This window comes from Burkholderia sp. COPS (genome assembly GCF_019425585.1).
GTDB classification, from domain to species: domain Bacteria; phylum Pseudomonadota; class Gammaproteobacteria; order Burkholderiales; family Burkholderiaceae; genus Burkholderia; species Burkholderia cepacia.
This window is the reverse complement of sequence record NZ_WIXR01000009.1, coordinates 21,649-45,730: the sequence shown is the minus strand read 5'-3', so window position 1 is coordinate 45,730 and position 24,082 is coordinate 21,649. Positions and strand designations below refer to the sequence as shown.

The window sequence follows — 24,082 nt, the reverse complement described above, 5'->3', positions numbered from 1 at the left end:
GTGGCGCGCGAGGCGTCAATGACCGTCGGTGGTCACGACATGCAACGGCCGATCCATGCAAAAACGCCGCGCAGGTCGCGCGGCGTTTTTGCGTCAGCGTTGCCAGGGCGGCGTATCCGGCGATGTGTCGTGCCGGTAGCGTTCGCGCGCGGCCCGCACGATGGCCGGGTCGATCTCGTGCCCGTCCGCCAGCGCCTTCAGCGCCGCGAGCACGATGCTTGCACGATCGACCTCGAAGAACGCGCGCAGCGCGTCGCGCGTGTCGCTGCGGCCGAATCCGTCGGTGCCCAGCGTCACGTAGCGGCGCGGCACGTACGCGCGGATCAGTTCGGGCACCGCGCGCACATAGTCGGTCGCGGCGATCACGGGCCCGCGCGTCGCGGCGAGCGCGCCGGTGACATACGGCGTGGCGTGCGGGTGGTCGTCGTCGAGCCGCGCGCGACGCTCGGCCTCCATCCCGTCGCGCTGCAGTTCGGTGAAGCTCGTGACGCTCCACACGGCCGCATCGATGCCCCAGTCTTCCTTCAGCATGCGTTGCGCGGCGATGACTTCGCCGAGGATCGCGCCCGCGCCGAGCAACTGCACTTGCGCGGTCGCATGCGATTCCGCCGCCAGCGGATACATCCCGTTCAGGATTCCTTCGCGCAAGGCTTGCGCATCGCCGCCGGGCATCGACGGCTGCGCGTAGTTCTCGTTCGTCACCGTCACGTAATAGAACACGTCGCGCTGCTGCTCGACCATCTCGCGCATGCCGGCATCGACGATCGTCGCGACTTCGTACGCGAACGCGGGATCGTATGCGCGGCAGTTCGGAATCGTCGACGCGGCGAGGTGGCTGCTGCCGTCCTGGTGCTGCAACCCTTCGCCGCCGAGCGTCGTGCGCCCGGACGTCGCGCCGACGAGGAAGCCGCGCGCACGCTGGTCGGCGGCGGCCCAGATCAGGTCGCCGATGCGCTGGAAGCCGAACATCGAGTAGTAGATGTAGAACGGCAGCATCGGCAGGTCGTGCACGCTGTACGACGTCGCGGCGGCGATCCACGACGAGATCGCGCCCGCTTCCGAAATGCCTTCCTCGAGGATCTGGCCGCGCGTGTCCTCGCGGTAATAGAGCATCGAGCCGAGATCCTCCGGCTCGTAGCGCTGGCCGAGCGGCGAGTAGATGCCGACCTGCCGGAACAGGCTCGCCATGCCGAACGTGCGCGCTTCGTCGGCGACGATCGGCACGACGCGCGGGCCGAGCTCGCGATCCTTGATCAGCGCGGCGAGCATGCGCACGAGCGCCATCGTCGTCGACATCTCGCGGCCGGCCGCATCCAGCGCGAACGCACCCCAGGCCGGCATCGAAGGGACGGTCAGCCCCTTCGATGCCGCCATCCGCCTTCTGGGCAGATAGCCTCCCAGGGCAGCCCGGCGGGCATGCAGGTAACGCATTTCCGGGCTGTCTTCCGCTGGCTTGTAAAACGTCAACTGCTCGACGTCGCTGTCCGACAGCGGCAACCGGAAGCGGTCGCGAAACGCCTTCAGATCGTCGACGTCGAGCTTCTTCTGCTGATGGGTCGTCATCCGGCCCTGGCCGGCCGCACCCATCCCGTATCCCTTCATCGTTTTCGCGAGGATCACCGTCGGCTGGCCGCGGTGCGCGAGCGCACGCGCATACGCGGCGTGCAGCTTGCGCGCGTCGTGGCCGCCGCGGCGCAGGCGGTCGATCTCCGCGTCGGTGAGCTGCGCGGCGAGCGCTTCGAGCGCAGGGTCCTGGCTGAAGAAGCGCGCGCGGTTGTATGCGCCGTCGTTCGCGGAGAAGGTCTGGAACTGCCCGTCGACGGTATGGGCGAATGCGCGTGCGAGTGCGCCGGCGTGGTCGCGCGCGAACAGCGGATCCCAGTCGGAGCCCCACAGCACCTTGATCGTGTTCCAGCCGGCCCCCGCGAATTGCGCCTCGAGTTCGTCGATCACGCGGCCGTTGCCGCGCACCGGGCCGTCGAGCCGCTGCAGGTTGCAGTTGATCACGAACACGAGGTTGTCGAGCCCCTCGCGCGCGGCGAGCGACAGCGCGCCGAGCGATTCGGGTTCGTCCATCTCGCCGTCGCCGAAGAAGCCCCACACGGTGCGGCCCGCAGTGTTCGCGAGGCCGCGATGCTGCAGGTAGCGCATGAAGCGCGCCTGGTAGATCGCGTTGATCGGGCCGATGCCCATCGAGCCGGTCGGGAACTGCCAGAAATCGGGCATCAGCCAAGGGTGCGGATACGAGCACAGCCCGGGCCCGGTGATTTCACGGCGATAGTGCGTGAGGTGATCCTCGCCGAGAAAACCTTCGAGATACGCACGTGCATAGACGCCCGGCGACGAATGCGGCTGGAAGTACACGAGATCGCCGCCCGGGCCGCTTTCATCGCCCGCGCCGGCCGGCGTCGCGCGGAAGAAGTGGTTGAAGCCGACTTCGAACAGGTCGGATGCCGACGCGTAGCTCGCGATGTGGCCGCCGAGCTCGCCGTACGCACGGTTCGCGCGCACGACCATCGCGAGCGCGTTCCAGCGCAGCGCGGCGGACAGCCGTTCCTCGAGATCGGTGTCGCCCGGATAGGGCGGCTGCTCGTGCGCGGCGATCGTGTTCACGTACGGCGTGACCGGGCCGCGCGGCGCCGCGAGCCCGCGCGTGTGCGCATGCGCGGCCAGCCGGCCGAGCAGGTACTGGGCGCGCTCCTTGCCGACGTGCGCGACGACGGCGTCGAGCGCCTCCAGCCATTCGGCGGTTTCTTCAGGGTCGGTGTCGGCGTGAGCGCCGCCCGCGCGCCGCGTGGCGTCGATACCGTTCGACAGGTCCGTCATCGCAGGTCTCCCGCGCGCCGGTTGGGAGCGGCGCGCATCAGTGGCAATCGGTCGGATCATGCTACCCGCCGATCCGCAAAATATGCGTCTGATTTCATTGGGATTTCACGCGCCGATAGTGTAAATATTCTGGTTGTGGCCACTCTTCCGGAATATTTCGACCATGAGTTCAAACCCGCGGCGGCTCGACCGCATCGACATCGGCATCCTGAACCAGCTGCAGCAGAACGCGCGGATCACGAACGCGGAACTCGCGCGTGCGGTGAACCTGTCGGCCACGCCGTGCTTCAACCGCGTGCGCGCGCTGGAGAAGCTCGGGCTGTTCCGGCAGCAGGTCACGCTGCTCGACCCCGAGCCGCTCGGGCTGCGGATCAACGTGTTCATCCAGGTCAGCCTCGAGAAGCAGGTCGAGGATGCGCTGCAGCGCTTCGAGGAAGCGATCTCGCAGCGGCCCGAGGTGATGGAGTGCTACCTGATGTCGGGCGACGCCGACTACCTGCTGCGCGTCGTGATGCCCGACATGCGCACGCTCGAGCGTTTCATCATCGAGCGCCTGACGACGATCCCCGGCGTATCGAACATCCGGTCGAGCTTCGCGCTGAAGCAGGTGCGCTACAAGACCGCGCTGCCGTTGCCGGCGTCCGGACTGACGCTCGTCGATCCGGACGAAGCGGCATCCGACTGGAGCTGAGCGGGGCGTCGCAGGCGCGCCTGCCCGCCTTTCGGCTGCCGGCTGGAGTCGGAACCATGACAAAGCGCCGACGATTGCCCGACGCCATCGAAAGGGGCTGCGGGCGGCATGACGGATCGCTGCCGCGGCGGCGTGCAGGGCGCTTGCATCGTCACGACGCCGCGCGGGACGATCGCGTATGCTCGTCCCGTCAGCGGCAACGGCGGCCGCCGTTGCCGGATCAATCGTGTGACGACCGATCAACGAGCGAGGGCATGATGGCTAGACAGACGATGGCGGAATACCTGGCGAAGACGCTGGCGGCAGCGGGCGTCGAGCGTATCTGGGGCGTGACGGGCGACAGCCTGAACGGCCTGTCGTTCAGCTTGAGCCAGATCGGCTCGATCCGCTGGATGCATACGCGGCACGAGGAAAGCGCCGCGTTCGCGGCCGGCGCGGATGCCGCGTCGACCGGGCGGCTCGCGGTGTGCGCGGGGAGTTGCGGGCCCGGCAACCTGCACCTGATCAATGGCCTCTACGACTGCCACCGCAATCATCAGCCGGTGCTCGCGATCGCCGCGCACATCCCGTCGACCGAGATCGGCCTCGGCTACTTCCAGGAAACGCATCCGCAGGAGCTGTTCCGCGAGTGCAGCCATTTCGCCGAACTCGTGACGAACGCATCGCAGTTCCCGCGCGTGCTCGCGCGCGCGATGCGTACCGCGATCGACGAACGCGGCGTCGCGGTGATCGTGCTGCCGGGCGACATCGCGCTGGGCGACGGCCCGGAAGAAGCGCCGGCATGGAGCGAATCGGCGCCGCCGTCGATCCTGCCGGCCGACGCCGATCTCGACCGGCTCGCGGCGCTGCTCAACGCGTCCGACGCGGTCACGCTGCTGTGCGGCAGCGGCACGCAGGGCGCGCACGACGAGGTGGTCGCGCTGGCCGACACGCTTGGCGCGCCGGTCGTGCATGCGCTGCGCGGCAAGCAGTTCGTCGAATGGGACAACCCGTTCGACGTCGGGATGACGGGGCTGATCGGCTTCAGCTCGGGCTATCACGCGATGGAATCGTGCGACACGCTGCTGATGCTCGGCACGGATTTCCCGTACCGGCCGTTCTATCCGTCGAACGCGAAGATCGCGCAGATCGACTGGAAAGGCTCGCAGCTCGGCCATCGCGCACCGCTCGCGCTTGGTCTCGTCGGCACCGTGAAGGAAACGATCGCGGCGCTGCTGCCGCGCCTGACGCGCAAGACGCAGCGGCGTTTCCTCGAGAATGCGCTGAAGCACTACGCGGCCGCGCGCAAGGGGCTCGACGATCTCGCGGTGGCCGAGCCGCCGGGCCGCGCGATTCATCCGCAATACCTGACGAAGATCGTCGACGAAGTCGCGGCGGAGGACGCGATCTTCACGGCCGACGTCGGCACGCCGACGCTGTGGGCCGCGCGCTACCTGACGATGAACGGCAAGCGGCAACTGCACGGTTCGTTCAATCACGGCTCGATGGCGAATGCGATGCCACAGGCGCTTGGCGCGCAGGGCGCGCATCCGGGGCGGCAGGTGGTGTCGCTGTCCGGCGACGGCGGGCTGTCGATGCTGCTCGGCGACCTGCTCACCGCGCGCCAGCTCAAGCTGCCGGTCAAGATCGTCGTGTACAACAACAGCCTGCTCGGCTTCGTGTCGATGGAGCTGAAGGCGGCCGGTTATCTGGATACGAACGTCGACCTGAGCCCGACCGATTTCGCGGCGATCGCGAAGGGCGCGGGCATCTTCAGCGTGCGGGTCGAGCACTCGGAGAACGTCGAGGAAGCGCTGCGCACGGCGTTCGCGCATGACGGGCCGGCCGTCGTCGACGTCGTCACGTCGAAGTACGAGCTCGCGATGCCGCCGAAGATCGAACTCGCGCATGCGAAGGGCTTCAGCCTGTTCATGCTGCGCGCGATCCTCAGCGGGCGCGGCGACGAGATCGTCGAGCTGGCGAGAACCAACCTGCGGTGAGACGGGCCGCGCACGGGGCGGGCGTCGGCCGTTGATCCGGTACGAATTGATCAGGGGAATCAGGGTCAATCTTCACGTCGCCTTAAGTTTGCGTTTCCTAGAATCGATTTGATCGTCGCGCTTCCTGCGACGGACCGATTCGTCCAGGAGGATGCGCATGCCAAAGCCCCGTGTCGCCGTAGCCCTGTTCCATGAAGTCTTCGACGCGTCGTTGCCGGCGGCGCAATCGTTCGAGGGCTGCCTGTGATGTGGCCGAATGCGTGGCGTGTCTCGGCGCTGTTCGTGCGCGAGTGGGTCGGCCGTCCGGCCGCGGTGGGCGCGTTGTGCCCGAGTTCGCGGCAGCTGGCGCGCGAGATGGCCGACGCGGTGCCGGACGGCGACGGGCTCGTCGTCGAGCTCGGCGGCGGCACCGGCGCGATCACCGCGGCATTGCTCGAACGCGGCGTCGCGCCGCGGCGGCTCGTCGTGGTCGAGCGTTCGCCGGCGTTCGTCCAGCACCTGCGGCGACGCTTTCCGGGCATCTCGATCGTGTCGGGCGATGCACGGCAGCTCGAACGCCTGCTGCCAGCCGATGCGCGCGTCGACGCGATCGTGTCGTGCCTGCCGCTGCGCACGTTGCCGCGCCAGGACGTGACGGCGATCGTCGGCCAGTGCCATCGCGTGCTGTCCGCCGACGGCGTGATGATCCAGTTCACGTACGACCTGCGGCCGCCCGGCCGTCACCCGCTCGGCGATTCGGCATTCGTTGCCTGCGGCAGCCGGATCGTGTGGGCGAACATTCCGCCAGCGCGCATCGTGACCGTGCGCAACATCGCCGCCGAACACGCGGAATGACGTCGCGGCACGCGCGGCGCCCGGCCGTGGCGCCTCGCCGCTGCCTTTCATAATTCATTCGATACCTTCCAGTTTCCATTCACATTGCCGTCACATCGCGTTCCTACCATCGCCTTTCATTTCGAAAGCATCAACGGCGGGGAGAACCGGCACCATGAATCGAATCAAAACGGCGGCGCTGCTGTGCGCGGGCGCCTTTGCGCTCGCCGGCTGCGGCAGCGATGACGGCCCGACCAGCACGTCGCCTACCCAGCCGCCCGTTCAGACGGCCGCGCGCAACGTGATCTTCTTCCTCGGCGACGGCATGGGGATGACGACGCTCACCGCCGCACGCATCTACGGCGTCGGTGAAGACGGCGCGCTCACGATCGATACGCTGCCGGAAACCGCGTTCGTGAAGACCTATTCGAACGATGCGCAGGTGACGGACAGCGCGCCGTCGATGTCGGCGTACATGACCGGCGTGAAGACCAACAACGAAGTGATCTCGATGTCGCCCGACACGAAGGCGATCGAGCCGAGCGCGAGCCTGACCGGCAATTGCGGCGCGAACAACGGCAAATCGGCGACGACGCTGCTCGAGATCGCGAAGGCGAAGGGCATGGCCACCGGCGTCGTGACGACCACGCGCGTCACGCACGCGACACCCGCCGCGACGTATGCGCACGTGTGCCATCGCGACGCCGAGAACGACATCGCGGCGCAGCTCGTGCCGGGCGGCGCGGGCTACAACGGTGCGCTCGGCGACGGCGTCGACGTCGTGCTCGGCGGCGGCACGCAATTCTTCGTGCCGAAGGACGGCGGCGGCAAGCGCACCGACGGGCGCAACCTCGTCAACGAACTGAAGGCGAAGGGCTACGCGTTCGCGCAGAACCGCGACGACCTGCTGGCGGCCGATGCGACGAAGAGCGGCAAGCTGGTCGGCCTGTTCTCGTCGAGCCACATGAGCTACGACCTCGATCGCGGCGCGACGAAGGAGCCGAGCCTCACCGACATGGCGACGCGCGCGCTCGACGTGCTGCAGAAGAACCCGAACGGTTATTTCCTGATGGTCGAAGGCGGCCGGATCGACCACGCGCTGCACGACACCAATGCGAAGCGCGCGCTGCAGGACACGGTTGCGTTCGACAACGCGATCAAGGCCACGCTCGACAAGGTGCGCAAGACCGATCCCGACCTGAAGAACACGCTGATCGTCGTCACGGCCGACCACGACCACACGCTGGTGCTGAACGGTTATGCGGCGCGCACCGGCAAGACCGAAGCGGGCAAGGCCGGCGTGCTGGGCGTGCTGCGCAACTACCAGACGGGCGCGGTCGCGAAGGATGCGGACGGCGCGCCGTACACGATCATCGGCTTCGGCAACGGCGAGAACCGCGTGCAGGGCAGCCGCGCGGGCACCGCGCTCACCGACGCGGTGACCGGCGCCGACGACTATCGCCAGGAGGCGGTCGTACGCATGGACAAGGGCAACGAGACGCACGGCGGCACGGATGTGTTCCTCGGCGCGATCGGCCGCGGCGCGGATGCGTTCCACGGCGTGATCGAGAACAACAAGGTCTTCGAGCTGGTGCGCAACGCGGTGCAGCTGTGAGCGCCGACTACACGGGTACAGGGGAATACAGGATGTCGACCATCAAGTGCATCGCGGCGGCGCTGGCCGTCGCGGGTTTCGCATGCGGCGCGGCGCAGGCCGCCGGCCAGGCGAAAAACGTGATTTTCTTTCTCGGCGACGGCATGGGGCCGACGACCGTGACGGCGAGCCGGATCTACAAGGTCGGTGAGTCGGGACAACTGACGATGGAGAAGCTGGCGCGCACCGCGCGCATCAAGACCTTCTCGAACGACGCGCAGACGACCGACAGCGCGCCGTCGATGGCCGCGTACATGACCGGCGTGAAGATGAACAACGAAGTGCTGTCGATGTCGTCCGACACGCGCGCGGTTGCGCCGGGCAACGACGCGAACGGCAACAAGACGGTCAACAACTGCGCGCCGGGCAACGGCCAGCCGGTCGCGACGCTGCTGGAACTGGCGAAGGCGCGCGGCAAGGCGGTCGGCGCGATCACGACGACCGAGCTCACGCACGCAACACCCGCCGCGACCTATTCGCACATCTGCCATCGCGACGCGCAATACGACATCGCCGCGCAGGCGGCGCCGGGCGGCGCGGGCTATAACGCGGCGCTCGGCGACGGCGTCGACGTGCTGATGGGCGGCGGCCGCAACCACTGGACGCCGTTCGATCCGGTGGCCAACAAGCGCGGCCGCGCGGACGGGCGCAACCTGCTCAACGAGATGAAGGCGAAGGGCTACACGGTCGTCGCGACGAAGGATCAGCTCGCGCAGGCCGGCAACGGCAAGCTGGTCGGCCTGTTCAGTTCGACGAGCCATCTCGAGTACGAGCTGGACCGCGTCGCGGGCAAGGGCGAAGGGCCGTCGCAGCCGAGCCTTGCCGAGATGACGTCGAAGGCGATCGACGTGCTGTCGAAGAATTCGAACGGCTATTTCCTGATGGTCGAAGGCGGCCGGATCGATCACGCGCTGCACGGCACCAACGCGAAGCGCGCGCTCGAGGACACGGCGGCATTCGACGAAGCGATCCGCGTCGCGCTGTCGAAGGTCGACCTGTCGAACACGCTGATCGTCGTGACGGCCGACCACGACCACACGATGACGATCAACGGTTATTCGAAGCGCGGCAACCCGATTCTCGACATCAGCCGCAACTATCGCGACGGCCAGCCGAGCAAGGACGCCGACGGCAATACCTACACGACGCTGGTGTTCGGCAACGGCGCGAACCGGCCGAACGTGCGCGCGTCGGTCGATTCGGCCACTGCGACGAACGATGCGTATCTGCAGGAAGTGGGCGTGCGGATGGGCAGCGCGGGTTCGGAAACGCACGGCGGCGGCGACGTGATGCTGTTCGCCGACGGCGCCGATGCGAAGGCGTTCAAGGGCACGATCGACAACACGAAGGTGTTCGGTCTCGTGCGCTCGGCGTTCGGTTTCTGAGGCGGGTGATGGCACGATGAACAGGAACGCGCGATGAAACGCCAGATCTTCTGTGCGCTCGCCGGCGGGATGATTGCGCTGCCGGCTTGTGCAGCGGCCGATCTCGACGCCGTGCTGCTGCACGAGAGCCGCACGGTGACGGCCGACGGCGTGACGCGCACGACGCTGTATCGCGAACGGATGGTGCGGCGCGACGGGCACGTGTGGGTCGAACGCGTGCTGCCCGCCGTGTCGGCCGGCGGCGGGCAGGGTGACGATCACGATCATGACCACGATGCGGGCCCGGGCCGCCGCGCCGGCGTGCAACCGGCGGCCGCCCACGCGGGCCACAGGCATTTCAACTTCCAGGCGGCTGCACGGCATGTGACTTACGACGGCAAGACGGCCCGCATCGAGTACGTCGATGCGGCGAACCGGACGGTCGTCAGCGTGCCGCCGGCCGAGTACGAAACCACGGGTTTCGACGGCTCGTGGGACAACGCGTACTACGTCACGCCGCCGTCGCAGCTGAAGCGGCTCGCGGTCGCGAAGCGCGGCGACGCGCCCGGCACCCTCTGGTACGAGCAGGCGGTCGATACGCCCGGCGCGCGCGGCGTGAACCGGATCCTGTGGAGCGAGACGCTGCAGGCGCCGCTGTCGGTCGAATACCGGAGTGCCGACGGCCGCGTCGTGCGCAAGCTGACGTTGACACCGGCGCCGGCCGCGCGGCGCGAGCCGCCGCCGTGGACGACGCTCGCCCGCTACGCGCGCAAGGAGTACGCCGACTATCTGGATTGACCGGCGGGCGGCGACACGCTACCGATCACCCGACGGCTTCGGCCGATCGTGCGATGCGTACGCGGGGTTTGCGGTCAGGCCGGCCGGTATCGCCATCGCGATACGGCCGGGCGCTGGCCGCTTTTTTCTTTTTCCGAAGTCGTGTCACCCGGCAGGGGCGGCCGACGATCCGCTAGAACCGCGCGCCGTCCGGCACGCGCGTTGACGGCCGCGATGCGACCCGCTTGATGAAGCGGTCGAGCGGTGTCGCATAGCCGCGCGCGATCGCCGCGCTCAGCACTGCCGACAACGCCAGATACGCGATCAGCAATAGCAGCCGGGTGTCGCCATGCGTGGCCGACGGCGGCCAGAACGTGCGCAGCCCGCCGAGCACGATCAGGTGAAACAGGTACAGCTCGTAGCTCAGCGTGCCGGCCCGGCGCAACGGCGCGAGCAGGCGGCCCGGCGCGCGCGTGCCGTTGACGTGCGCGCCGATCAGCAGCACGGCCGTGCCGAGCGCCATCGCGGTGACGCCGGCGACGTGGCTTTCCGCGATCGGCCAGGCCAGATACAGCGCGGCCATCGCCGCCGCGACGAGCCCCTGCACGAGCGGCGCGGCGAGCCGCTGCCAGCGTTTGCGCTCGGCCAGCAACGCGGTGCAGCAGCCGATCGCGATCCCGTCGAACGACGCGAGGTACGCATAGAGGAACCCGCCTTCGTCGCCGGCATGCGTGAAGCGGTACACGGGCCCGATCGCGGCGATAACCACCCAGAACGCGACCAGCCGCGCATCGCGGCGCAGCGCGATGCACAACAGCGGAAACGACAGGTAGAACACCTCTTCGACAGACAGCGACCACAGCACGCCGAGCGCGTAGTTGACCCACCCGTATGCGCTGATCAGCACGTTCATCCAGAACGTCAGCGACGCGAGATTCACGAGCCAGAACGACACGGCGATGCCCTCCGGCGCGTGGTTCCGGAAGATCGGCACGCCGGCCGCCGCGAGGCCGTTGACGAGCGCGAGCAGCAGGAGCAGGCACGGGACGATGCGCGCGACGCGCGACACGTAGAACGCGCGCACGTCGACCGCGCCGAGGTTGCCCCAGCGGTGCCGCGCATTCGACGTGATCAGGTAGCCCGAGATCGCGAAGAACATCGTCACGCCGTAGTTGCCGTTGCGCACCACCGCATGCACCGTTTCCCAGCCGAATACGCGCGCGAGCGACGTCTCGCGCAGCGAGTAGGGGATGTTGAAGTGATGCAGCAGGACGAGCACGATCGACATCCCGCGCAGCAGGTCGATCCGCGCGTTGCGCGGGCCGGCGCTCATTGCGGCCTGCCCGGTTCGGCGAGGGCGGGCAGCGTCGCCAGGAACGTGTCGCGTGCGCGCAGGCCGGCGTTCGGCGTCTGCCGCTCGTCGTCCTGTATCAGGTACGCGAACGCGAGCGTGCGTGGCCCTTTGGCCGCCCAGCCGACGAACCAGCCGTACGCATGCGACGCATCGTACTTGCGCCCCGGCGACCCGGTGCCCGTCTTGCCGTGCACGATCCAGCCGCCGGGCCGCGTGTCGATCAGCGTGATGCGCTCGGTCATGTCGTACGCGTGCGCGCTGACGGGCAGTGTCCGGTTCGCGATCTTGCGCATGAAGCCGACCTGTTCGAGCGGCGAGATGCGCAGCGATGAATTGACCCAGGCGCCCATCACGCCGTTCAGTTCGCCCTGCGGGCTGGTCGCGTCCGCGTTGCCGTAGCCGAATGCGCTCGTGTATTGCTGGAAGCGCGCCTGCCCGAGCGCCTGGGTGACCTGCTGCGAGTACCAGAACACCGACAGCTTCATCCAGCGCGCCGGATCGGTCGGCTCGCGCCACGGCGCGCCGCCCCAGTCGGGGTAGCCGGTGTGGAAATCGAGCGTCGGTGTGTGAGCGTCCTTCAGGACGCCCGCATCGAAGCCCATCAGGCTGATGGCGATCTTGAACGTCGACGCGGGCGTGACGCGGGTCGCGCAGTCGCCTTGCTGCACGAGCATCTGGCCGGTGGCGGCATCGGCGACGACGGTGCAGACCGGGCGGGCATGGGAAGTCGCGGCGGCCAGAAGGCCGGCGGCGAAGGTGAACAGCGCGCGGCGCCAGTGCTTCAAGTGACACTCCTCGGGGATGGGCGGCAGGCGCACGGCGCGGGTGAAAGGCGGCGGGCCGTGCGTAATGAAGGCGACGGCCGGCATCGAGGAAGGCGGGGATGGCGGCCGTTGCGCAGGCCCACAGTGTATCGACGGATCGTCGTCCGTTGACCTGTCACGGTTGCTGGGGCGATTGCGCGCCGGTTGCCCGTTCCGGCGTCATCGGTCGGTCACGCGCGTTGCAGCGCGCATGAAAAAACCCGCCGGCAGGCTGGCGCGTGCGGGCGGGCGAAGACACCTCGGGCCGGCCGGCGCGGGTGTCGCGTGAAGAACGGAGAACCGGGTTGCGTCAGAACTTGTGGCGCAGCGCGAGACGCACGGCCACCTGGTTCGACGTCGACGACGGCGCGTCGGTGCCGGGGATGAACGCGTTGTCGAGGATCGAGTTCGTCTTGTCGCCGGCGATGTGCTGGTACGCGGCCTGCACGTATACGTCGGTGCGCTTCGACAGGTTGTAGTCGGCCATCAGCCCGACCGAGTGGATCTTCGGTTTCGCGTCGCCGGTCGACGCGTCGTACTTCTCGAGCGACAGCACGTACTGCGCGCCGACCATGAACGCCGGCGTGACCTGGTACGAACCGTTGACCTCGAAGTTCTGGTACTTGATCGCGCTGACCGTCGCGCCCGGTGCGATGATCGCGCCCGGCGTGCCGAGGTAGCCGTTGCCGGTCGGGTTCTTGTAGTTCGAGTTCGTGTACGCGAAGCCGACCGTCGCGGGCCCGAACGTGTAGTTGATGCCCGCGCCGAACACGCGCATGCGCTCGGCGATGTAGCTCGCGTCGTTCGCGGTGATCGCGCCGGCCGAGCCGTTGCCCGGATGGTTCGCCTGCAGGTACGCGGCGCCGATCAGCAGCCCGTTGTTCTGGTACTGCGCGCCGAAGCTGTACGCACGGTTGTCCGAGAAGTTCGTGCTGTTGCTGAAGCTGTACGCGCCGCCGAACGTGAAGCCGCCGAAGTTCGGGCTCGCGTACTTCACCGTGTTGTCGAGGCGGAACGAGTTGTCGGTGTTGTCGTTGTCGAACGGGTGCGCGAGCAGGTAGCCGCCCCAGTTGCCGTTGGCCGTGGTCGGCGCGAGATAGTCGACGACGGAGTCGTACTGGCGGCCGAACGTCAGCGTGCCGTACTGCGCCTGGCTCAGGCCGACATACGCCTGGCGGCCGAACATGCGGCCGCCCTGGTTGAGCCGGCCGGAATTCACGTCGAAGCCGTTTTCGAGCTGGAAGATCGCCTTCATGCCGCCGCCCAGATCCTCGCTGCCCTTCAGGCCCCAGCGGCTGCCCTGCGCGTAGCCGCTCGCCATCTCGTAGACGTGGCCGGTGCCGACGTTGTTCGTGTAGTTCAGGCCTTCGTCGATCACGCCGTACAGCGTGACGCTGCTCTGCGCGAACACGGGGGCGGCGAAGGTTGCCGTTACGGCGAGCGCCGTCAGGGTCTTTTTCATTGAGAGATCTCCGGGATATCCAGCTTCTTGTATCGGTTGTCGTGGGCGCGACCGGCGAGGCGCGCCCCGTCATCCGGGGCGTTTCCGGCGCAGCGCGCGCGGCGCCGGAAACGCGCGATGCGCGGCGGCGCGGCGACCGGCTGTGCCGGGTCGTGTCTCCTCCGATGACACCGCGCATTCTTCCCAAGCCGAAGAGGAACCGGAAGCGAGTAATTTCGATGGATGGGATCGGGTTCGCCAATGGGGTCGCGACCGGCCGTTTCGACAGTCGAAACCGTGTGCGCGGCGCCGCGCCAACGCCGGTCTGGCCATCGCCGGACGGGGGCGCGACGCAGCCTGGCCGGGCCCGTGCGCAGGCGCGGTAAATCGGACGAGAGGCCCGCCAGGCGGGCCTGGCGGCGCACCCGGAGATCGATTGGCGCTGCCGATAGCCATGATCGGAATTACTCGTTTCCCTAAACATATTGGCGGCTGAAACATGCAGGCTGACCGGACGTGGCTGGATGCACGATTCGCCGGTCGCCGCGCATGCCGCGACGCACAAACAACAGATTCGATTTGGAGACGACCCACCATGCAGATTCGACGACTGAAAACGGTCCTTCTCGCCGCCGCGGCGATCCTGTCCGCGCCCACGGCCCACGCGGCCGGCGGCGCGTGCGCCGACGGCAAGACGGTCCATTTCGCGGGCATCACGTGGGAGAGCGGGTCGTTCGCGACCGAAGTGCTGCGGCAGATCATGGAGAAGGGCTACGGCTGCAAGACGGACGTCGTGCCGGGCAGCACGGCCGCCACCGAAACGGCGCTCGCGCGCAACGACCTGCAGATCTGGGCCGAGCAGTGGACGGGCCGCAGCGAGATCACCGCGAAGGCTGTCTCGTCGGGCGCCGTGAAACTGATCGGCGACACGCTGCCGGGCGGCACGACCGAAGGCTGGTTCGTGCCCGACTACGTGGTGAAGGGCGATCCGGCGCGCAACATCAAGCCGGTCGCGCCCGGGCTCGTGTCGGTCGACGATCTGCCGAAGTTCAAGCAGGTGTTCGCCGACGAGGAGGAGCCGGACAAGGGCCGCTTCCTGAACTGCCCGACGGGCTGGGACTGCGAGCGTGTGAACACGCGTCTGCTGAAGGTGCTGAAGCTCGACCAGTCGTACACGAACTTCCATCCGGGCACCGGCGCGGCGCTCGACGCGGCGATCGCGTCCGCGTACCAGCGCGGCGCGCCGATCGTGTTCTATTACTGGGGCCCGGCCGCGCTGATGGCGAAGTACAAGTTCACCGCGCTGAAGATGCCGGCCTATAACGACGCATGCTGGAAGACGCTGCGCGACGAGAGCAGCACGCACCAGTGCGCGTCGTCGTACATGGTGTCGCGGCTGACGGTCGGCGTGTCGAAGCCGTTCGCCGATGCGAATCCCGATCTCGTCGGCGTATTCGGCAAGGTGCGTTTCCCGATGGACTTCCTGAACCAGACGATCCTCGAGATGACGACGAAGAAGATCGACGGCGCGGCGATGGCCACGCAGTTCCTGAAGACCCGCCAGGACATGTGGAAGCAGTGGGTGCCGGCCGACGTCGCGCAGAAGATCGCCGGCAGCCTGAAGGGCGCGTAACCTGCGCGCGGCGGCGGGCCCGCGCCCGCCGCCGCCGTCACGCGCCTTCGCGGCGCGACGGAGAATCAACATGAACGGCTTCTTTCTGCACCTGTCGATCGCCGACTGGGTGAACAGCGCGCTCGAGACTTTCGTCGCGCAATACGGCGACAGTTTCCATCACTTCAGCGTGCTCGTGTTGCGCTACCTGCTCGTGCCGCTCGAAGGCGCGCTGCGCGTGGCGCCGCCGTGGCTCGTGCTGCTGGTCGTCGGCGCGATCGCGTGGAATGCGACGCGCCGCATCGGCCTCGGCGCACTTTTCATGCTGCTGCTCTACGCGATCGGCTGCTTCGGCCTGTGGGACAAGCTGATGCAGACGCTCGCGCTGATGCTCGTCGCGACGGTGCTGTCGGTCGCGATCGGCGTGCCGGCCGGCATCCTCGCCTCGCGCAGCGCGTGGCTGCGGCGGATGCTGCTGCCCGTGCTCGACGTGATGCAGACGCTGCCGAGCTTCGTGTACCTGATCCCGGTGCTGATGCTGTTCGGGCTCGGCAAGGTGCCCGCGATTCTCGCGACGATCATCTATGCGCTGCCGCCGCTGATCCGCCTGACCGATCTCGGCATCCGCCAGGTCGATCCGGACGTGACGGAGGCCGCGCGTGCGTTCGGCACGACGCGCTGGCAGCTGCTCGTCAACGTGCAGCTGCCGCTCGCGCGGCCGAGCATCATGGCCGGCATCAACCAGACGACGATGATGGCGCTGTCGATGGTCGTGATCGCGTCGATGATCGGCTCGCGCGGGCTCGGCGAGGACGTGCTCGCGGGCATCCAGACGCTCGACGTCGGCAAGGGCACGCAAGCCGGCCTCGCGATCGTGATCCTCGCGATCGTGATCGACCGGATCAGCCAGGGCTTCGGCCAGGAGCGACGCGCGCGCCGCCGGCTCGCGCAGCAGCGCCGGCAGAAAGGCGCGTCGCGCGTGCCGTACCGGCTGCCGCGCAAGGCGCAGCCGGCGGCCGTCGATTCGAATCAGGCGACGCAATCGTCGCGCGCATAGGAACGGAGGCAGACATGGCGACCATCGACGTCAAACACGTGTACAAGCTGTTCGGGCCGCAGGCCGCGCATGCGCGCGTGCTCGACCTGCTGCGCTCGGGCAGGCGCAAGGCCGAGGTGCTGGCCGAAACGGGCTGCAACGTCGGGCTCAACGACGTGAGCCTCGGCATCGAGTCGGGCGAGATCTTCGTGATCATGGGGCTGTCGGGCTCCGGGAAATCGACGCTCGTGCGGCACTTCAACCGGCTGATCGAGCCGACGGCCGGCGAGATCGTGATCGACGGCAGCGACGTGATCAAGCTCGACGCGCACGGGCTGCGCGAGCTGCGCCGCTACAAGGTCAGCATGGTGTTCCAGAACTTCGGGCTGCTGCCGCACCAGACCGTGCTCGACAACGCCGCGTATGCGCTGCGCACGCGCGGCGAGAAGCGGCAGGACGCGGCCGACGCCGCGCGCAACTGGCTGACGAAGGTCGGGCTCGACGGGTATGGCGATCATTACCCGGACGAGCTGTCGGGCGGGATGCGGCAGCGTGTCGGGCTGGCACGCGCGCTGGCGGCCGATACCGACGTGCTGCTGATGGACGAGGCGTTTTCCGCGCTCGATCCGCTGATCCGCACCGAGATGCAGGATCAGCTGCTCGAACTGCAGGCGACGCTCGCGAAGACGATCGTGTTCATCACGCACGATCTCGACGAGGCGCTGCGCATCGGCGACCGGATCGCGATCCTGCGTGACGGCACGCTCGTGCAGGTCGGCACGCCGGACGATATCCTGTCGCGTCCGGCGGACGATTACGTGAAGCGGTTCGTCGAGAAGCGCACGAGCGTGAACTGACGCGTCGTGCCCGGTCAGGCCGCGCGGTGCGCGGCCGTCGTCAGCACGATCTTGCCGACGTGCTCGCCCGAGTCGATCAGCACGTGCGCGCCGCGCGCGTCGTCGAGTGCGAAGGTGCGGAACACCTGCGGCTTGACCGTGCCCGCCGCGACGTGCGGCCACAGGTGCCGTTCGAGTTCGGCGATGAGTGCGCCTTTCTCCTCCGGCGTGCGCGAGCGCAGCGTCGAGCCGATGTGCGTGAGGCGCTTGGTCATCATCGGCCACACGTCGAGTTCCTTCGCCGGCCCGGCGAGCGCGCTGACCTGCAGGATCCGCCCGTTCATCGCCGCGGCCCGGTAATTGCGCGCGACGTAGTCGCCCGCGATGATGTCGAGGATCACGTCCACGCCCTTGCCGGCGGTGATCCTGTCGACTTCGGCCACGAAATCTTCTTCCCGGTAATGCACCGCGTGATCCGCGCCGAGGCGCAGGCTCGCGGCGCGATGCGCTTCCGAGCCGACCGTCGTGATGACGGTCGACGCGCCCATCGCCTTCGCGATCATCGTCGCCGTGGTGCCGATGCCCGACGCGCCGCCGTGGATCAGCACCGACTCGCCTGCCTGCAGCCGCCCGCGCTGGACCAGGTTCAGCCAGACCGTCAGGAACGTTTCCGGCATCGCCGCGGCTTCGATCATGTCGAGGCCGGGCGGCAGCTTCATCGTCGTGAGGTGATGGGCGACCGCGTATTCCGCATAACCGCCGCCCGTCACCAGCGCGCTGACCCGGTCGCCCGGCGCGAAGTCGTGCACGGCTTCGCCGGTCGCGACCACTTCGCCCGCGATTTCCAGGCCCGGGATGTCGGATGCGCCGGGCGGCGGGTTGTAGAGCCCCTTGCGTTGCAGCACGTCCGGGCCGTTCACGCCGGCGGCGTGAACCCGGATCAGCACTTCGTCGGCTTTCGGCCGCGGCACGGGGCGACGTGCGGTCGCGAGGACTTCGGGGCCGCCGGGGCGGGTGATTTCGACTGCCGCCATGTCGGCGGGAACGGGGGAGAGCGTATCGGACATGTTTGCCTCGGAAAGACAGGTGAGTGATCGGTGAAAAAAGTATAGGCTTGGGTCTTGATGAATTCGCGCAGCGATTTTCACGACCACAGATGCAAATTTGCATCACACCGGGAGAGGGCGCTTGAACTGGGACGATGCACGGATTTTTCTCGCGATCCACCGTGAACGCAGCCTGCGCGGCGCTGCGCGGGCGGTCGGGCTCGACCAGGCGACGGTCGGCAGGCGGCTCGCGGCGCTCGAGCGCGCGCTCGGGGCGACGCTGTTCCTGCGCACGTCGGCCGGGTACGTGCCGACCGCGGTGGGCGAGGTGGCGCTGCGCAACGTGGAGAAGATGGAGCAGTCGGCGATCGATCTGGTGCGGCAGACCCAGGGCGTCGACCGGCGCCTCGCCGGCGACGTGCGCGTGACGACGACCGATACGATCGGGCTCGAATTCGTGATGCGCGCGATGCGCAACCTGCACGACGAGCATCCGGACGTGCGCGTGCTGCTCAACACGTCGACGCAGGTGGAGAACCTGGCCAAGCGCGAGGCGGACATCGCGATCCGCACGATCAAGCCCGACAATCCCGATCTGCTCATGCGCCGGCTCGCAGCATGGCCGACGGCGCTGTACGCGTCGGAGGAATACCTGGAGCGGCATGGCGAGCCGGTGCCCGGCACCGGCTTCGAAGGGCATGACCTCGTGTGCTTCCTGCCGCACCTGAATGCGCGCAGCCCGCTGACGGTGGTCGGGGAACCGGTGCGCGCGGGCCGAATCGTGTCGGCGCTGAATTCGAATCTCATGCTGCGCGCGGCCGCGCGCGCCGGGCTAGGGCTCGCCGAGCTCCCGGTGCCGATCGCCGAGCGCGACGGGTTGGTGCGCGTGTGGCCGGCTCGCACGTCGGCGCGGCCCTATGAAGTCTGGATGGTCACGCACAAGGATCTGCGGCATACCGCGCGGATGAGCGCGATGATCGATCACATCGTGCGGGTGTTCGACGAGGTGGAGGCGCGGGGCAGAGCGGGGGACTGAATGTGACTCGAAGGACGGGAGGCGGCACGCTGCGACGTGCCGGCGATCTGCGGGATCGGCCCGGGCGGGTGTGACCGGTTCGATGCGGGCGAGCGGCCTTGGGGGCGTGAATGACGAACGGCGGCAGTGATTCTACTGTGAACGAGAGGGCTCGATGAACCGATTCAGTGTGGACGGAAAAGCGCTTGGCGATTGGGCGAAGTTTCACGACTACTTCGCGGGCGAATTCGGATTTCCGGGTTACTACGGCCGGAACATGGATGCATGGAATGATTGCATGAGCGACTATTGCTACGAGCACGGCATCGTGTCGCTGCGGATCGACGATGCGGGAGCGTTGAAGGAGCGCAATCCGGAGATTTTCGCCGCACTCGTCGAGTGCAGCGCGTTCATCAATTGGCGAGCAACGAAGGAAGGGGGGGACCCGTTGATCGTGTTGTCCTATTGGGTATAGTCAGCGGCGCTGACGTTGCATCGAGTGGCGTCGTGAAGCCGATTGCCGGGACGGCAATCGGCGAACACGCAGCCGCTTCAATGCGTGACCGTTTCCCGTTCGCTTGCGCTCACGGCAGACGCTTCGCCGTGCCCCGCATCCGCCAGGATCAGATCCGCGCCTTTCTCCGCGACCATCATCGTCGGCGCGTTGATGTTGCCCGACGTGATGTTCGGGAACACCGACGCATCGACGATCCGCAGCGCCTGCAGCCCGTGCACGCGCAACGACGCATCGACCACCGACGTCGCCGCGTCCGGCCCCATCGCGCACGAGCCGCACAGATGGTAGATCGAACCCGACTGCTCGCGGAAATACTGCAGCATCGCCTCGTCGGAATCGACCTGCGGCCCCGGCGAGATTTCCTCGACGGTCATCGACTTCAGCGCCGGTGCGCGCATCAGCGCACGGATCACCTTGCTGCCCTGCACGGCCTCGTCGAGATCCTTCCGCGTGGTGAGCGCGTTGACGTGGATCTTCGCGGCATCTTCCGCGCGGTTCGATGCGATCTCGATCGTGCCGCGGCTCGTCGGCCGGCACGGGTTGAACGCGATCAGGAATCCGGAGTAAGGCTCGGGCTTGATGCTCGCGCGGTCGCTCTTCGGAATCCGGTACGACAGCGGGTTGAAGTAGAGCTGGAGGTTCGGTTCCTGCGCATCGTCCGTGCCGCGGAAGAAGCCGCCGGCCTGGTTCACGCTCATCGCGAGCGGCCCGCGCTTCGTCAGCAGGTAGCGCAGCCCGATCTTCATCTTGCCGAGCAGCGTGCCCATCTCGTCGTTCAGCGTCGGCCGGTTCGCCTTGAAGTAGAAGCTCACGCACAGGTGGTCCTGCAGGTTGCGGCCGACGGCCGGCAGCGCATGCACGAGCGGCACGCGCCGGCGCGCGAGCAGCGCCGGATCGCCTACGCCCGACAACTGCAGCAGCTTCGGCGTATCGACCGCGCCGGCCGCGAGGATCACCTCGCGCGCGGCGACGAGCGTTTCGTCGCCGTGCGCGCCCGCGACGACCACGCCGGTGGCGCGCGTGCCGTCGAAGGTCACGCGCCGCACGAGCGCACCCGGGCGCAGCGTGAGGTTCGCGCGGCCCAGCGCGGGACGCAGGTACGCGAAGCTGCTGGAGCAGCGTTCGCCGTTCTTCGTGTTCAGGTCGTAGATGCCCGCGCCTTCGAACTGCGCGCCGTTGAAGTCGTCGGTGCGCGGCAGGTTCAGTTCGCCGCAGCCCTTCAGGAATTCGTGGACGATCGGATGCACGTCGGCCTTCATCGACGTGATGTGAATCGGCCCCGTCGCGCCGTGATGCTGCGGATCGATCGCGCCGGCCGCGTGGGTTTCGAGCTTGCGGAAGTAGGGCAGCACGTCGTCGTACGCCCAGCCCGGATTGCCGGCGGCCGCCCAGTCGTCGTAGTCGCTGCGCTGGCCGCGCACGTAGACCATCGCGTTGATCGAGCCCGACCCGCCGACCACCTTGCCGCGCGGGCAGTACAGCTTGCGATCGGCGAGTTGCGCCTCGGGCTCGCTGTAGTACATCCAGTTGTAGCGGCGGTTGTAGTAGGTCTTCGTGAAGCCGACCGGCACCTTGAACCAGAACGACGCGTCGCGTTCGCCCGCCTCGAGCAGCAGCACCGAGTGCCGGCCCGATTCGCTCAGGCGGTTCGCGAGGATGCAGCCGGCCGAGCCCGCGCCGACGATGATGTAGTCGTAGCTCATGTCTGTCCTTTGCGCTCAGCCCTTCGCGGGGGCGAGATCCTTCACGTCGACGGGGTGTTCGCCCATCTGCAGGTGCAGCCGTTCGCCCGTGTACGGCGTGTGGCGCCGCACGACGTCCATGTCGAGCTCGATGCCGATGCCCGGTTCGTTCGACGGGATGATGTAGCCGTCCTCCCAGCGGATCGGCGTCTTCACGACTTCGGCATGGAAACCGCCCCACGTCATGATGCTTTCCTGGATCAGGAAGTTCGGCGTGCAGGTCGCGAGCTGGATGCTCGCAGCGGCGCCCACCGGCCCGTTGTACAGGTGCGGTGCGATCTGCGCGTAGTGCACTTCGGCGAGCGTCGCGATCTTCTTCGCTTCGAGCAGGCCGCCCACGCGCGCGACGTTCAGCTGCAGGATCGACGCGCCGCCCGCCTGCAGCAGCTTGTGGAACTCGTACTTGGTGGTCAGGCGCTCGCCGGTCGCGATCGGGATCGACGTGTGCTTCGCGACCTGCGCGATCGCTTCTTCCTGGCCCGGGGGAACCGGCTCCTCGAACCACAGCGGGTCGTACTTCTCGAGCCGCTTCGCGAGCCGGATCGCCGACGACGGCACCATCTGCCCGTGCGTGCCGAACAGCAGGTCGGCCTTGCTGCCGACGGCTTCGCGCACCTTGCGGCAGAACGTCTCGCAGCGGTCGAGCACGTCCAGCGACAGCTGGTGGCCCGAGTAGGCCGTGTACGGGCCGGCCGGGTCGAACTTCACGGCGGTGAAGCCGAGCTTCACGTTTTCGGCCGCGCATTCGGCCGCGAGATCGGGATCGTCGTAGTCGTATTCGCCCTTCGCGTTCTTCGGGTACAGGTACGTGTACGAGCGCAGCCGCTCGTGGATCTGCCCGCCGAGCAGTTCGTACACGGGCTTGCCGGCGGCCTTGCCGATGATGTCCCAGCACGCCATTTCGAGGCCGCTGACGACGCCCATCATCGTGAGGTCCGGTCGCTGCGTGAAGCCGCTCGAATAGGCCTGGCGGAACAGCCGTTCGACGTGATGCGGGTCGCGGTTCAGCAGGTGGCGTTCGAACACGTCGTCGATGATCGGGGCCATCGCCTTCGGGCCGAACGTCGCCGAATAGATCTCGCCGACGCCTTCGATGCCGTCGTCGGTCTTCAGCTTCACGAAGATCCAGTACATCCCGCCGACATGCGGCGGCGGCACGGCGACGATATGGGTTTCGAGCGAAACGATCTTCATGCGGACTCCTGGATTCGGTGAATGCGGGTGAGACGGTATTTGAGTAAGGCGGCCGCGCCCGCGCCGCAGAGCGCGATGGCCGCGATATAGCCGAAATAGAGCTGGTAGCCGTGCGCGCCCGGCCAGGTCTGCGTCACGTAGCCGTTGATCAGCGGCACGAACACGTCGGGCGAATAGCCGAGCACCGAGATCAGGCCGATCGCGAGGCCCGCGCAATGCGCCGGCACCTTGCAGTCGTCGAGCAGCGACCAGTACAGGCCGCGGATCGCGTAGGTGAGGATGCCGATGAACAGCACGAGCACGACGAGCATCGCCTGCGGGCTGTGCGCGGGCGCGGCGATCAGGCCGACGAGCGACAGCGCGGCGAGCAGCAGCGCCCAGAACAGCACCGACACCTTCGATACGCGGTCGCCGAGGAAGCCGCCGCCGATGCCGCCGATCGGGCGCATCCACAGCTTGAGCGTCGTGATGAAGCCGGCCGCCGTCGCGCTGAGCCCGAAATTGCCTTCGTGCAGATAGGCCGAGAAGCTGTAGGTCGCCCAGAACACCTGGTAGCCGCAGAACACGATCGCGGCGACGAGCCACAGCTCGGGGATCGCCGCGAGCGTCTTCAGGTCGGTCAGCACGTTGCCCTGGCGGTCGCTGCCGGTGCGGCGCTTCGCGGCGGCCGCACGGCCGCTCGTGCCCGCGGGATCCTTCACCAGCGCGAGCAGCACGCCGAGCGCGATGCAGAAGAACGCGTACAGGTGCACCACGAGCCTGAAGCCGGCCGCGTCGGTGCCGCCGTGCGCCTGCGTCACGTAGGCGAACAGCGTGATCGCGACCGTCGCGAGCAGCGCCTCGACGAGCCCGCGGCCGCCGTCGAGCAGCCCGAAGAAGCGCCCCTGTTCGTCGCGGCCCGCGATCATGTTCACGCGCTTGATCACGGCGGCCCAGAACGTGAGGCCGGTCGTCAGCCCCCAGCCGCCGAAGATCAGCACGAGCGTGTTGAACGACGGCCCGGTCGCGTAGACGAGCCCGAGCGCGCCCGTCGCGAGCAGCGAGAAGCAGATCAGCCAGCGCGGCGACAGGCGGTCGGCGAGCCAGCCGCTCGGCAGGTAGCTGACGAGGAAGATCGTGCCGAGCGACGAGTACAGGTAGCCGAGCTGCACGTCGTCGATATGGAAGAACTGCAGCATCGTCGGCTGGTACACCTGCCGCAGATACAGCATCGGATAGATCGCGCCCGCGGCAATCACGAGCAGCAGCAGTTGCAGGTAACGTTGCGCGCGGGAATGCTGCGACGCATGAGCGGCGAGCGCTTCGTCTTGCAACGCGAGCGACGCCGCGGGCGTCGACGGTTGGGTCGGCATGATGTCTTCCTCCATCAGGCGTCCTTGAGG

At 67.8% G+C, this 24,082-nt stretch carries 19 protein-coding genes; 11 read left to right on the top strand and 8 right to left on the bottom strand.

Annotated features, from left to right (window positions below):
- Window positions 1-93: 93 nt before the first annotated feature.
- Complete coding sequence (mdeB, locus tag FOZ70_RS06075; protein WP_219705196.1) at window positions 94-2,826, bottom strand: alpha-ketoglutarate dehydrogenase; 2,733 nt, start codon at window positions 2,824-2,826, stop codon at window positions 94-96.
- A 163-nt stretch (window positions 2,827-2,989) separates the two neighbouring features.
- Between mdeB and FOZ70_RS06070 the strand changes: the two genes are divergently transcribed.
- The 6 genes from FOZ70_RS06070 (at window position 2,990) to FOZ70_RS06045 (ending at window position 10,125) form a co-directional block, all read left to right on the top strand.
- Window positions 2,990-3,517 (top strand): Lrp/AsnC family transcriptional regulator, encoded by a 528-nt coding sequence (locus tag FOZ70_RS06070; protein ID WP_027789923.1) that lies wholly within the window; start codon window positions 2,990-2,992, stop codon window positions 3,515-3,517.
- A 257-nt stretch (window positions 3,518-3,774) separates the two neighbouring features.
- The gene (gene poxB, locus FOZ70_RS06065; protein ID WP_059676624.1) at window positions 3,775-5,496 is read left to right on the top strand and encodes a ubiquinone-dependent pyruvate dehydrogenase; all 1,722 of its coding nucleotides are present in this window, start codon (window positions 3,775-3,777) and stop codon (window positions 5,494-5,496) included.
- 243 nt (window positions 5,497-5,739) lie between these two features.
- On the top strand, window positions 5,740-6,330 hold the full coding sequence (locus tag FOZ70_RS06060) for a methyltransferase domain-containing protein (protein WP_219705193.1): 591 nt from the start codon (window positions 5,740-5,742) through the stop codon (window positions 6,328-6,330).
- Window positions 6,331-6,484: 154 nt separating this feature from the next.
- The gene (locus FOZ70_RS06055) at window positions 6,485-7,924 is read left to right on the top strand and encodes an alkaline phosphatase (RefSeq protein ID WP_059498231.1); all 1,440 of its coding nucleotides are present in this window, start codon (window positions 6,485-6,487) and stop codon (window positions 7,922-7,924) included.
- A 32-nt stretch (window positions 7,925-7,956) separates the two neighbouring features.
- Window positions 7,957-9,348: an alkaline phosphatase gene (locus tag FOZ70_RS06050; RefSeq protein ID WP_059553733.1), complete on the top strand. Its 1,392-nt coding sequence runs from the start codon at window positions 7,957-7,959 to the stop codon at window positions 9,346-9,348.
- 33 nt (window positions 9,349-9,381) lie between these two features.
- The gene (locus FOZ70_RS06045) at window positions 9,382-10,125 is read left to right on the top strand and encodes a hypothetical protein (RefSeq protein WP_060321236.1); all 744 of its coding nucleotides are present in this window, start codon (window positions 9,382-9,384) and stop codon (window positions 10,123-10,125) included.
- 172 nt (window positions 10,126-10,297) lie between these two features.
- On the opposite strand, the gene FOZ70_RS06040 is transcribed toward FOZ70_RS06045, so the two are convergent.
- From FOZ70_RS06040 to FOZ70_RS06030, 3 genes are all read right to left on the bottom strand, one after another.
- Window positions 10,298-11,437, bottom strand: a complete 1,140-nt coding sequence (locus FOZ70_RS06040; RefSeq protein ID WP_219705190.1) for an acyltransferase — start codon at window positions 11,435-11,437, stop codon at window positions 10,298-10,300.
- On the bottom strand, window positions 11,434-12,243 hold the full coding sequence (gene blaOXA / locus FOZ70_RS06035; protein WP_059553727.1) for an OXA-1043 family class D beta-lactamase: 810 nt from the start codon (window positions 12,241-12,243) through the stop codon (window positions 11,434-11,436). Before blaOXA ends, FOZ70_RS06040 begins: the two co-directional genes overlap by 4 nt.
- Window positions 12,244-12,571: 328 nt before the next feature.
- Window positions 12,572-13,723: a porin gene (locus FOZ70_RS06030; protein ID WP_021160535.1), complete on the bottom strand. Its 1,152-nt coding sequence runs from the start codon at window positions 13,721-13,723 to the stop codon at window positions 12,572-12,574.
- Window positions 13,724-14,297: 574 nt separating this feature from the next.
- Here FOZ70_RS06030 and FOZ70_RS06025 point away from each other — a divergent pair.
- From FOZ70_RS06025 to FOZ70_RS06015, 3 genes are all read left to right on the top strand, one after another.
- Entirely contained in the window at window positions 14,298-15,335 is a 1,038-nt protein-coding gene (locus FOZ70_RS06025) for an ABC transporter substrate-binding protein (protein ID WP_193094565.1), read from the top strand.
- 70 nt (window positions 15,336-15,405) lie between these two features.
- Complete coding sequence (locus tag FOZ70_RS06020; RefSeq protein WP_059498223.1) at window positions 15,406-16,371, top strand: proline/glycine betaine ABC transporter permease; 966 nt, start codon at window positions 15,406-15,408, stop codon at window positions 16,369-16,371.
- 14 nt (window positions 16,372-16,385) lie between these two features.
- Window positions 16,386-17,207, top strand: coding sequence for a betaine/proline/choline family ABC transporter ATP-binding protein (locus FOZ70_RS06015; RefSeq protein ID WP_059621212.1), 822 nt, complete (start codon window positions 16,386-16,388; stop codon window positions 17,205-17,207).
- Between the two features lie 14 nt (window positions 17,208-17,221).
- Here the strand turns inward: FOZ70_RS06015 and FOZ70_RS06010 are convergent, their stop codons facing one another.
- Window positions 17,222-18,253, bottom strand: a complete 1,032-nt coding sequence (locus FOZ70_RS06010) for an NAD(P)H-quinone oxidoreductase (RefSeq protein ID WP_081064045.1) — start codon at window positions 18,251-18,253, stop codon at window positions 17,222-17,224.
- A 121-nt stretch (window positions 18,254-18,374) separates the two neighbouring features.
- On the opposite strand from FOZ70_RS06010, the gene FOZ70_RS06005 reads away from it, so the two are divergent.
- On the top strand, window positions 18,375-19,268 hold the full coding sequence (locus tag FOZ70_RS06005; protein ID WP_021160529.1) for a LysR family transcriptional regulator: 894 nt from the start codon (window positions 18,375-18,377) through the stop codon (window positions 19,266-19,268).
- A 154-nt stretch (window positions 19,269-19,422) separates the two neighbouring features.
- Window positions 19,423-19,722, top strand: coding sequence for a barstar family protein (locus tag FOZ70_RS06000; RefSeq protein WP_059652498.1), 300 nt, complete (start codon window positions 19,423-19,425; stop codon window positions 19,720-19,722).
- 77 nt (window positions 19,723-19,799) lie between these two features.
- On the opposite strand, the gene FOZ70_RS05995 is transcribed toward FOZ70_RS06000, so the two are convergent.
- The 3 genes from FOZ70_RS05995 to FOZ70_RS05985 are packed head-to-tail and all read right to left on the bottom strand — an operon-like array spanning window position 19,800 to window position 24,052.
- Entirely contained in the window at window positions 19,800-21,467 is a 1,668-nt protein-coding gene (locus FOZ70_RS05995) for a GMC family oxidoreductase N-terminal domain-containing protein (protein WP_219705188.1), read from the bottom strand.
- Window positions 21,468-21,482: 15 nt separating this feature from the next.
- A complete protein-coding gene (locus tag FOZ70_RS05990) occupies window positions 21,483-22,700 on the bottom strand; it encodes a mandelate racemase/muconate lactonizing enzyme family protein (protein WP_219705186.1) in 1,218 nt (405 codons plus the stop codon).
- Complete coding sequence (locus tag FOZ70_RS05985) at window positions 22,697-24,052, bottom strand: MFS transporter (protein ID WP_219705184.1); 1,356 nt, start codon at window positions 24,050-24,052, stop codon at window positions 22,697-22,699. The genes FOZ70_RS05990 and FOZ70_RS05985 overlap by 4 nt, the downstream gene beginning before the upstream one ends.
- Between the last annotated feature and the right edge of the window lie 30 nt (window positions 24,053-24,082).

Coding starts and splice junctions, on each gene's coding strand:
- poxB (WP_059676624.1), top strand. CDS start 3,775: ATGGCTAGACAGACGATGGCGGAATACCTGGCGAAGACGCTGGCGGCA.
- FOZ70_RS06070 (WP_027789923.1), top strand. CDS start 2,990: ATGAGTTCAAACCCGCGGCGGCTCGACCGCATCGACATCGGCATCCTG.
- FOZ70_RS06000 (WP_059652498.1), top strand. CDS start 19,423: ATGAACCGATTCAGTGTGGACGGAAAAGCGCTTGGCGATTGGGCGAAG.
- FOZ70_RS06010 (WP_081064045.1), bottom strand. CDS start 18,253: ATGTCCGATACGCTCTCCCCCGTTCCCGCCGACATGGCGGCAGTCGAA.
- FOZ70_RS06025 (WP_193094565.1), top strand. CDS start 14,298: ATGCAGATTCGACGACTGAAAACGGTCCTTCTCGCCGCCGCGGCGATC.
- FOZ70_RS05985 (WP_219705184.1), bottom strand. CDS start 24,052: ATGCCGACCCAACCGTCGACGCCCGCGGCGTCGCTCGCGTTGCAAGAC.
- FOZ70_RS06055 (WP_059498231.1), top strand. CDS start 6,485: ATGAATCGAATCAAAACGGCGGCGCTGCTGTGCGCGGGCGCCTTTGCG.
- FOZ70_RS06020 (WP_059498223.1), top strand. CDS start 15,406: ATGAACGGCTTCTTTCTGCACCTGTCGATCGCCGACTGGGTGAACAGC.
- FOZ70_RS05995 (WP_219705188.1), bottom strand. CDS start 21,467: ATGAGCTACGACTACATCATCGTCGGCGCGGGCTCGGCCGGCTGCATC.
- FOZ70_RS06050 (WP_059553733.1), top strand. CDS start 7,957: ATGTCGACCATCAAGTGCATCGCGGCGGCGCTGGCCGTCGCGGGTTTC.
- FOZ70_RS06040 (WP_219705190.1), bottom strand. CDS start 11,437: ATGAGCGCCGGCCCGCGCAACGCGCGGATCGACCTGCTGCGCGGGATG.
- FOZ70_RS06015 (WP_059621212.1), top strand. CDS start 16,386: ATGGCGACCATCGACGTCAAACACGTGTACAAGCTGTTCGGGCCGCAG.
- mdeB (WP_219705196.1), bottom strand. CDS start 2,826: ATGACGGACCTGTCGAACGGTATCGACGCCACGCGGCGCGCGGGCGGC.
- FOZ70_RS06045 (WP_060321236.1), top strand. CDS start 9,382: ATGAAACGCCAGATCTTCTGTGCGCTCGCCGGCGGGATGATTGCGCTG.
- FOZ70_RS05990 (WP_219705186.1), bottom strand. CDS start 22,700: ATGAAGATCGTTTCGCTCGAAACCCATATCGTCGCCGTGCCGCCGCCG.
- FOZ70_RS06030 (WP_021160535.1), bottom strand. CDS start 13,723: ATGAAAAAGACCCTGACGGCGCTCGCCGTAACGGCAACCTTCGCCGCC.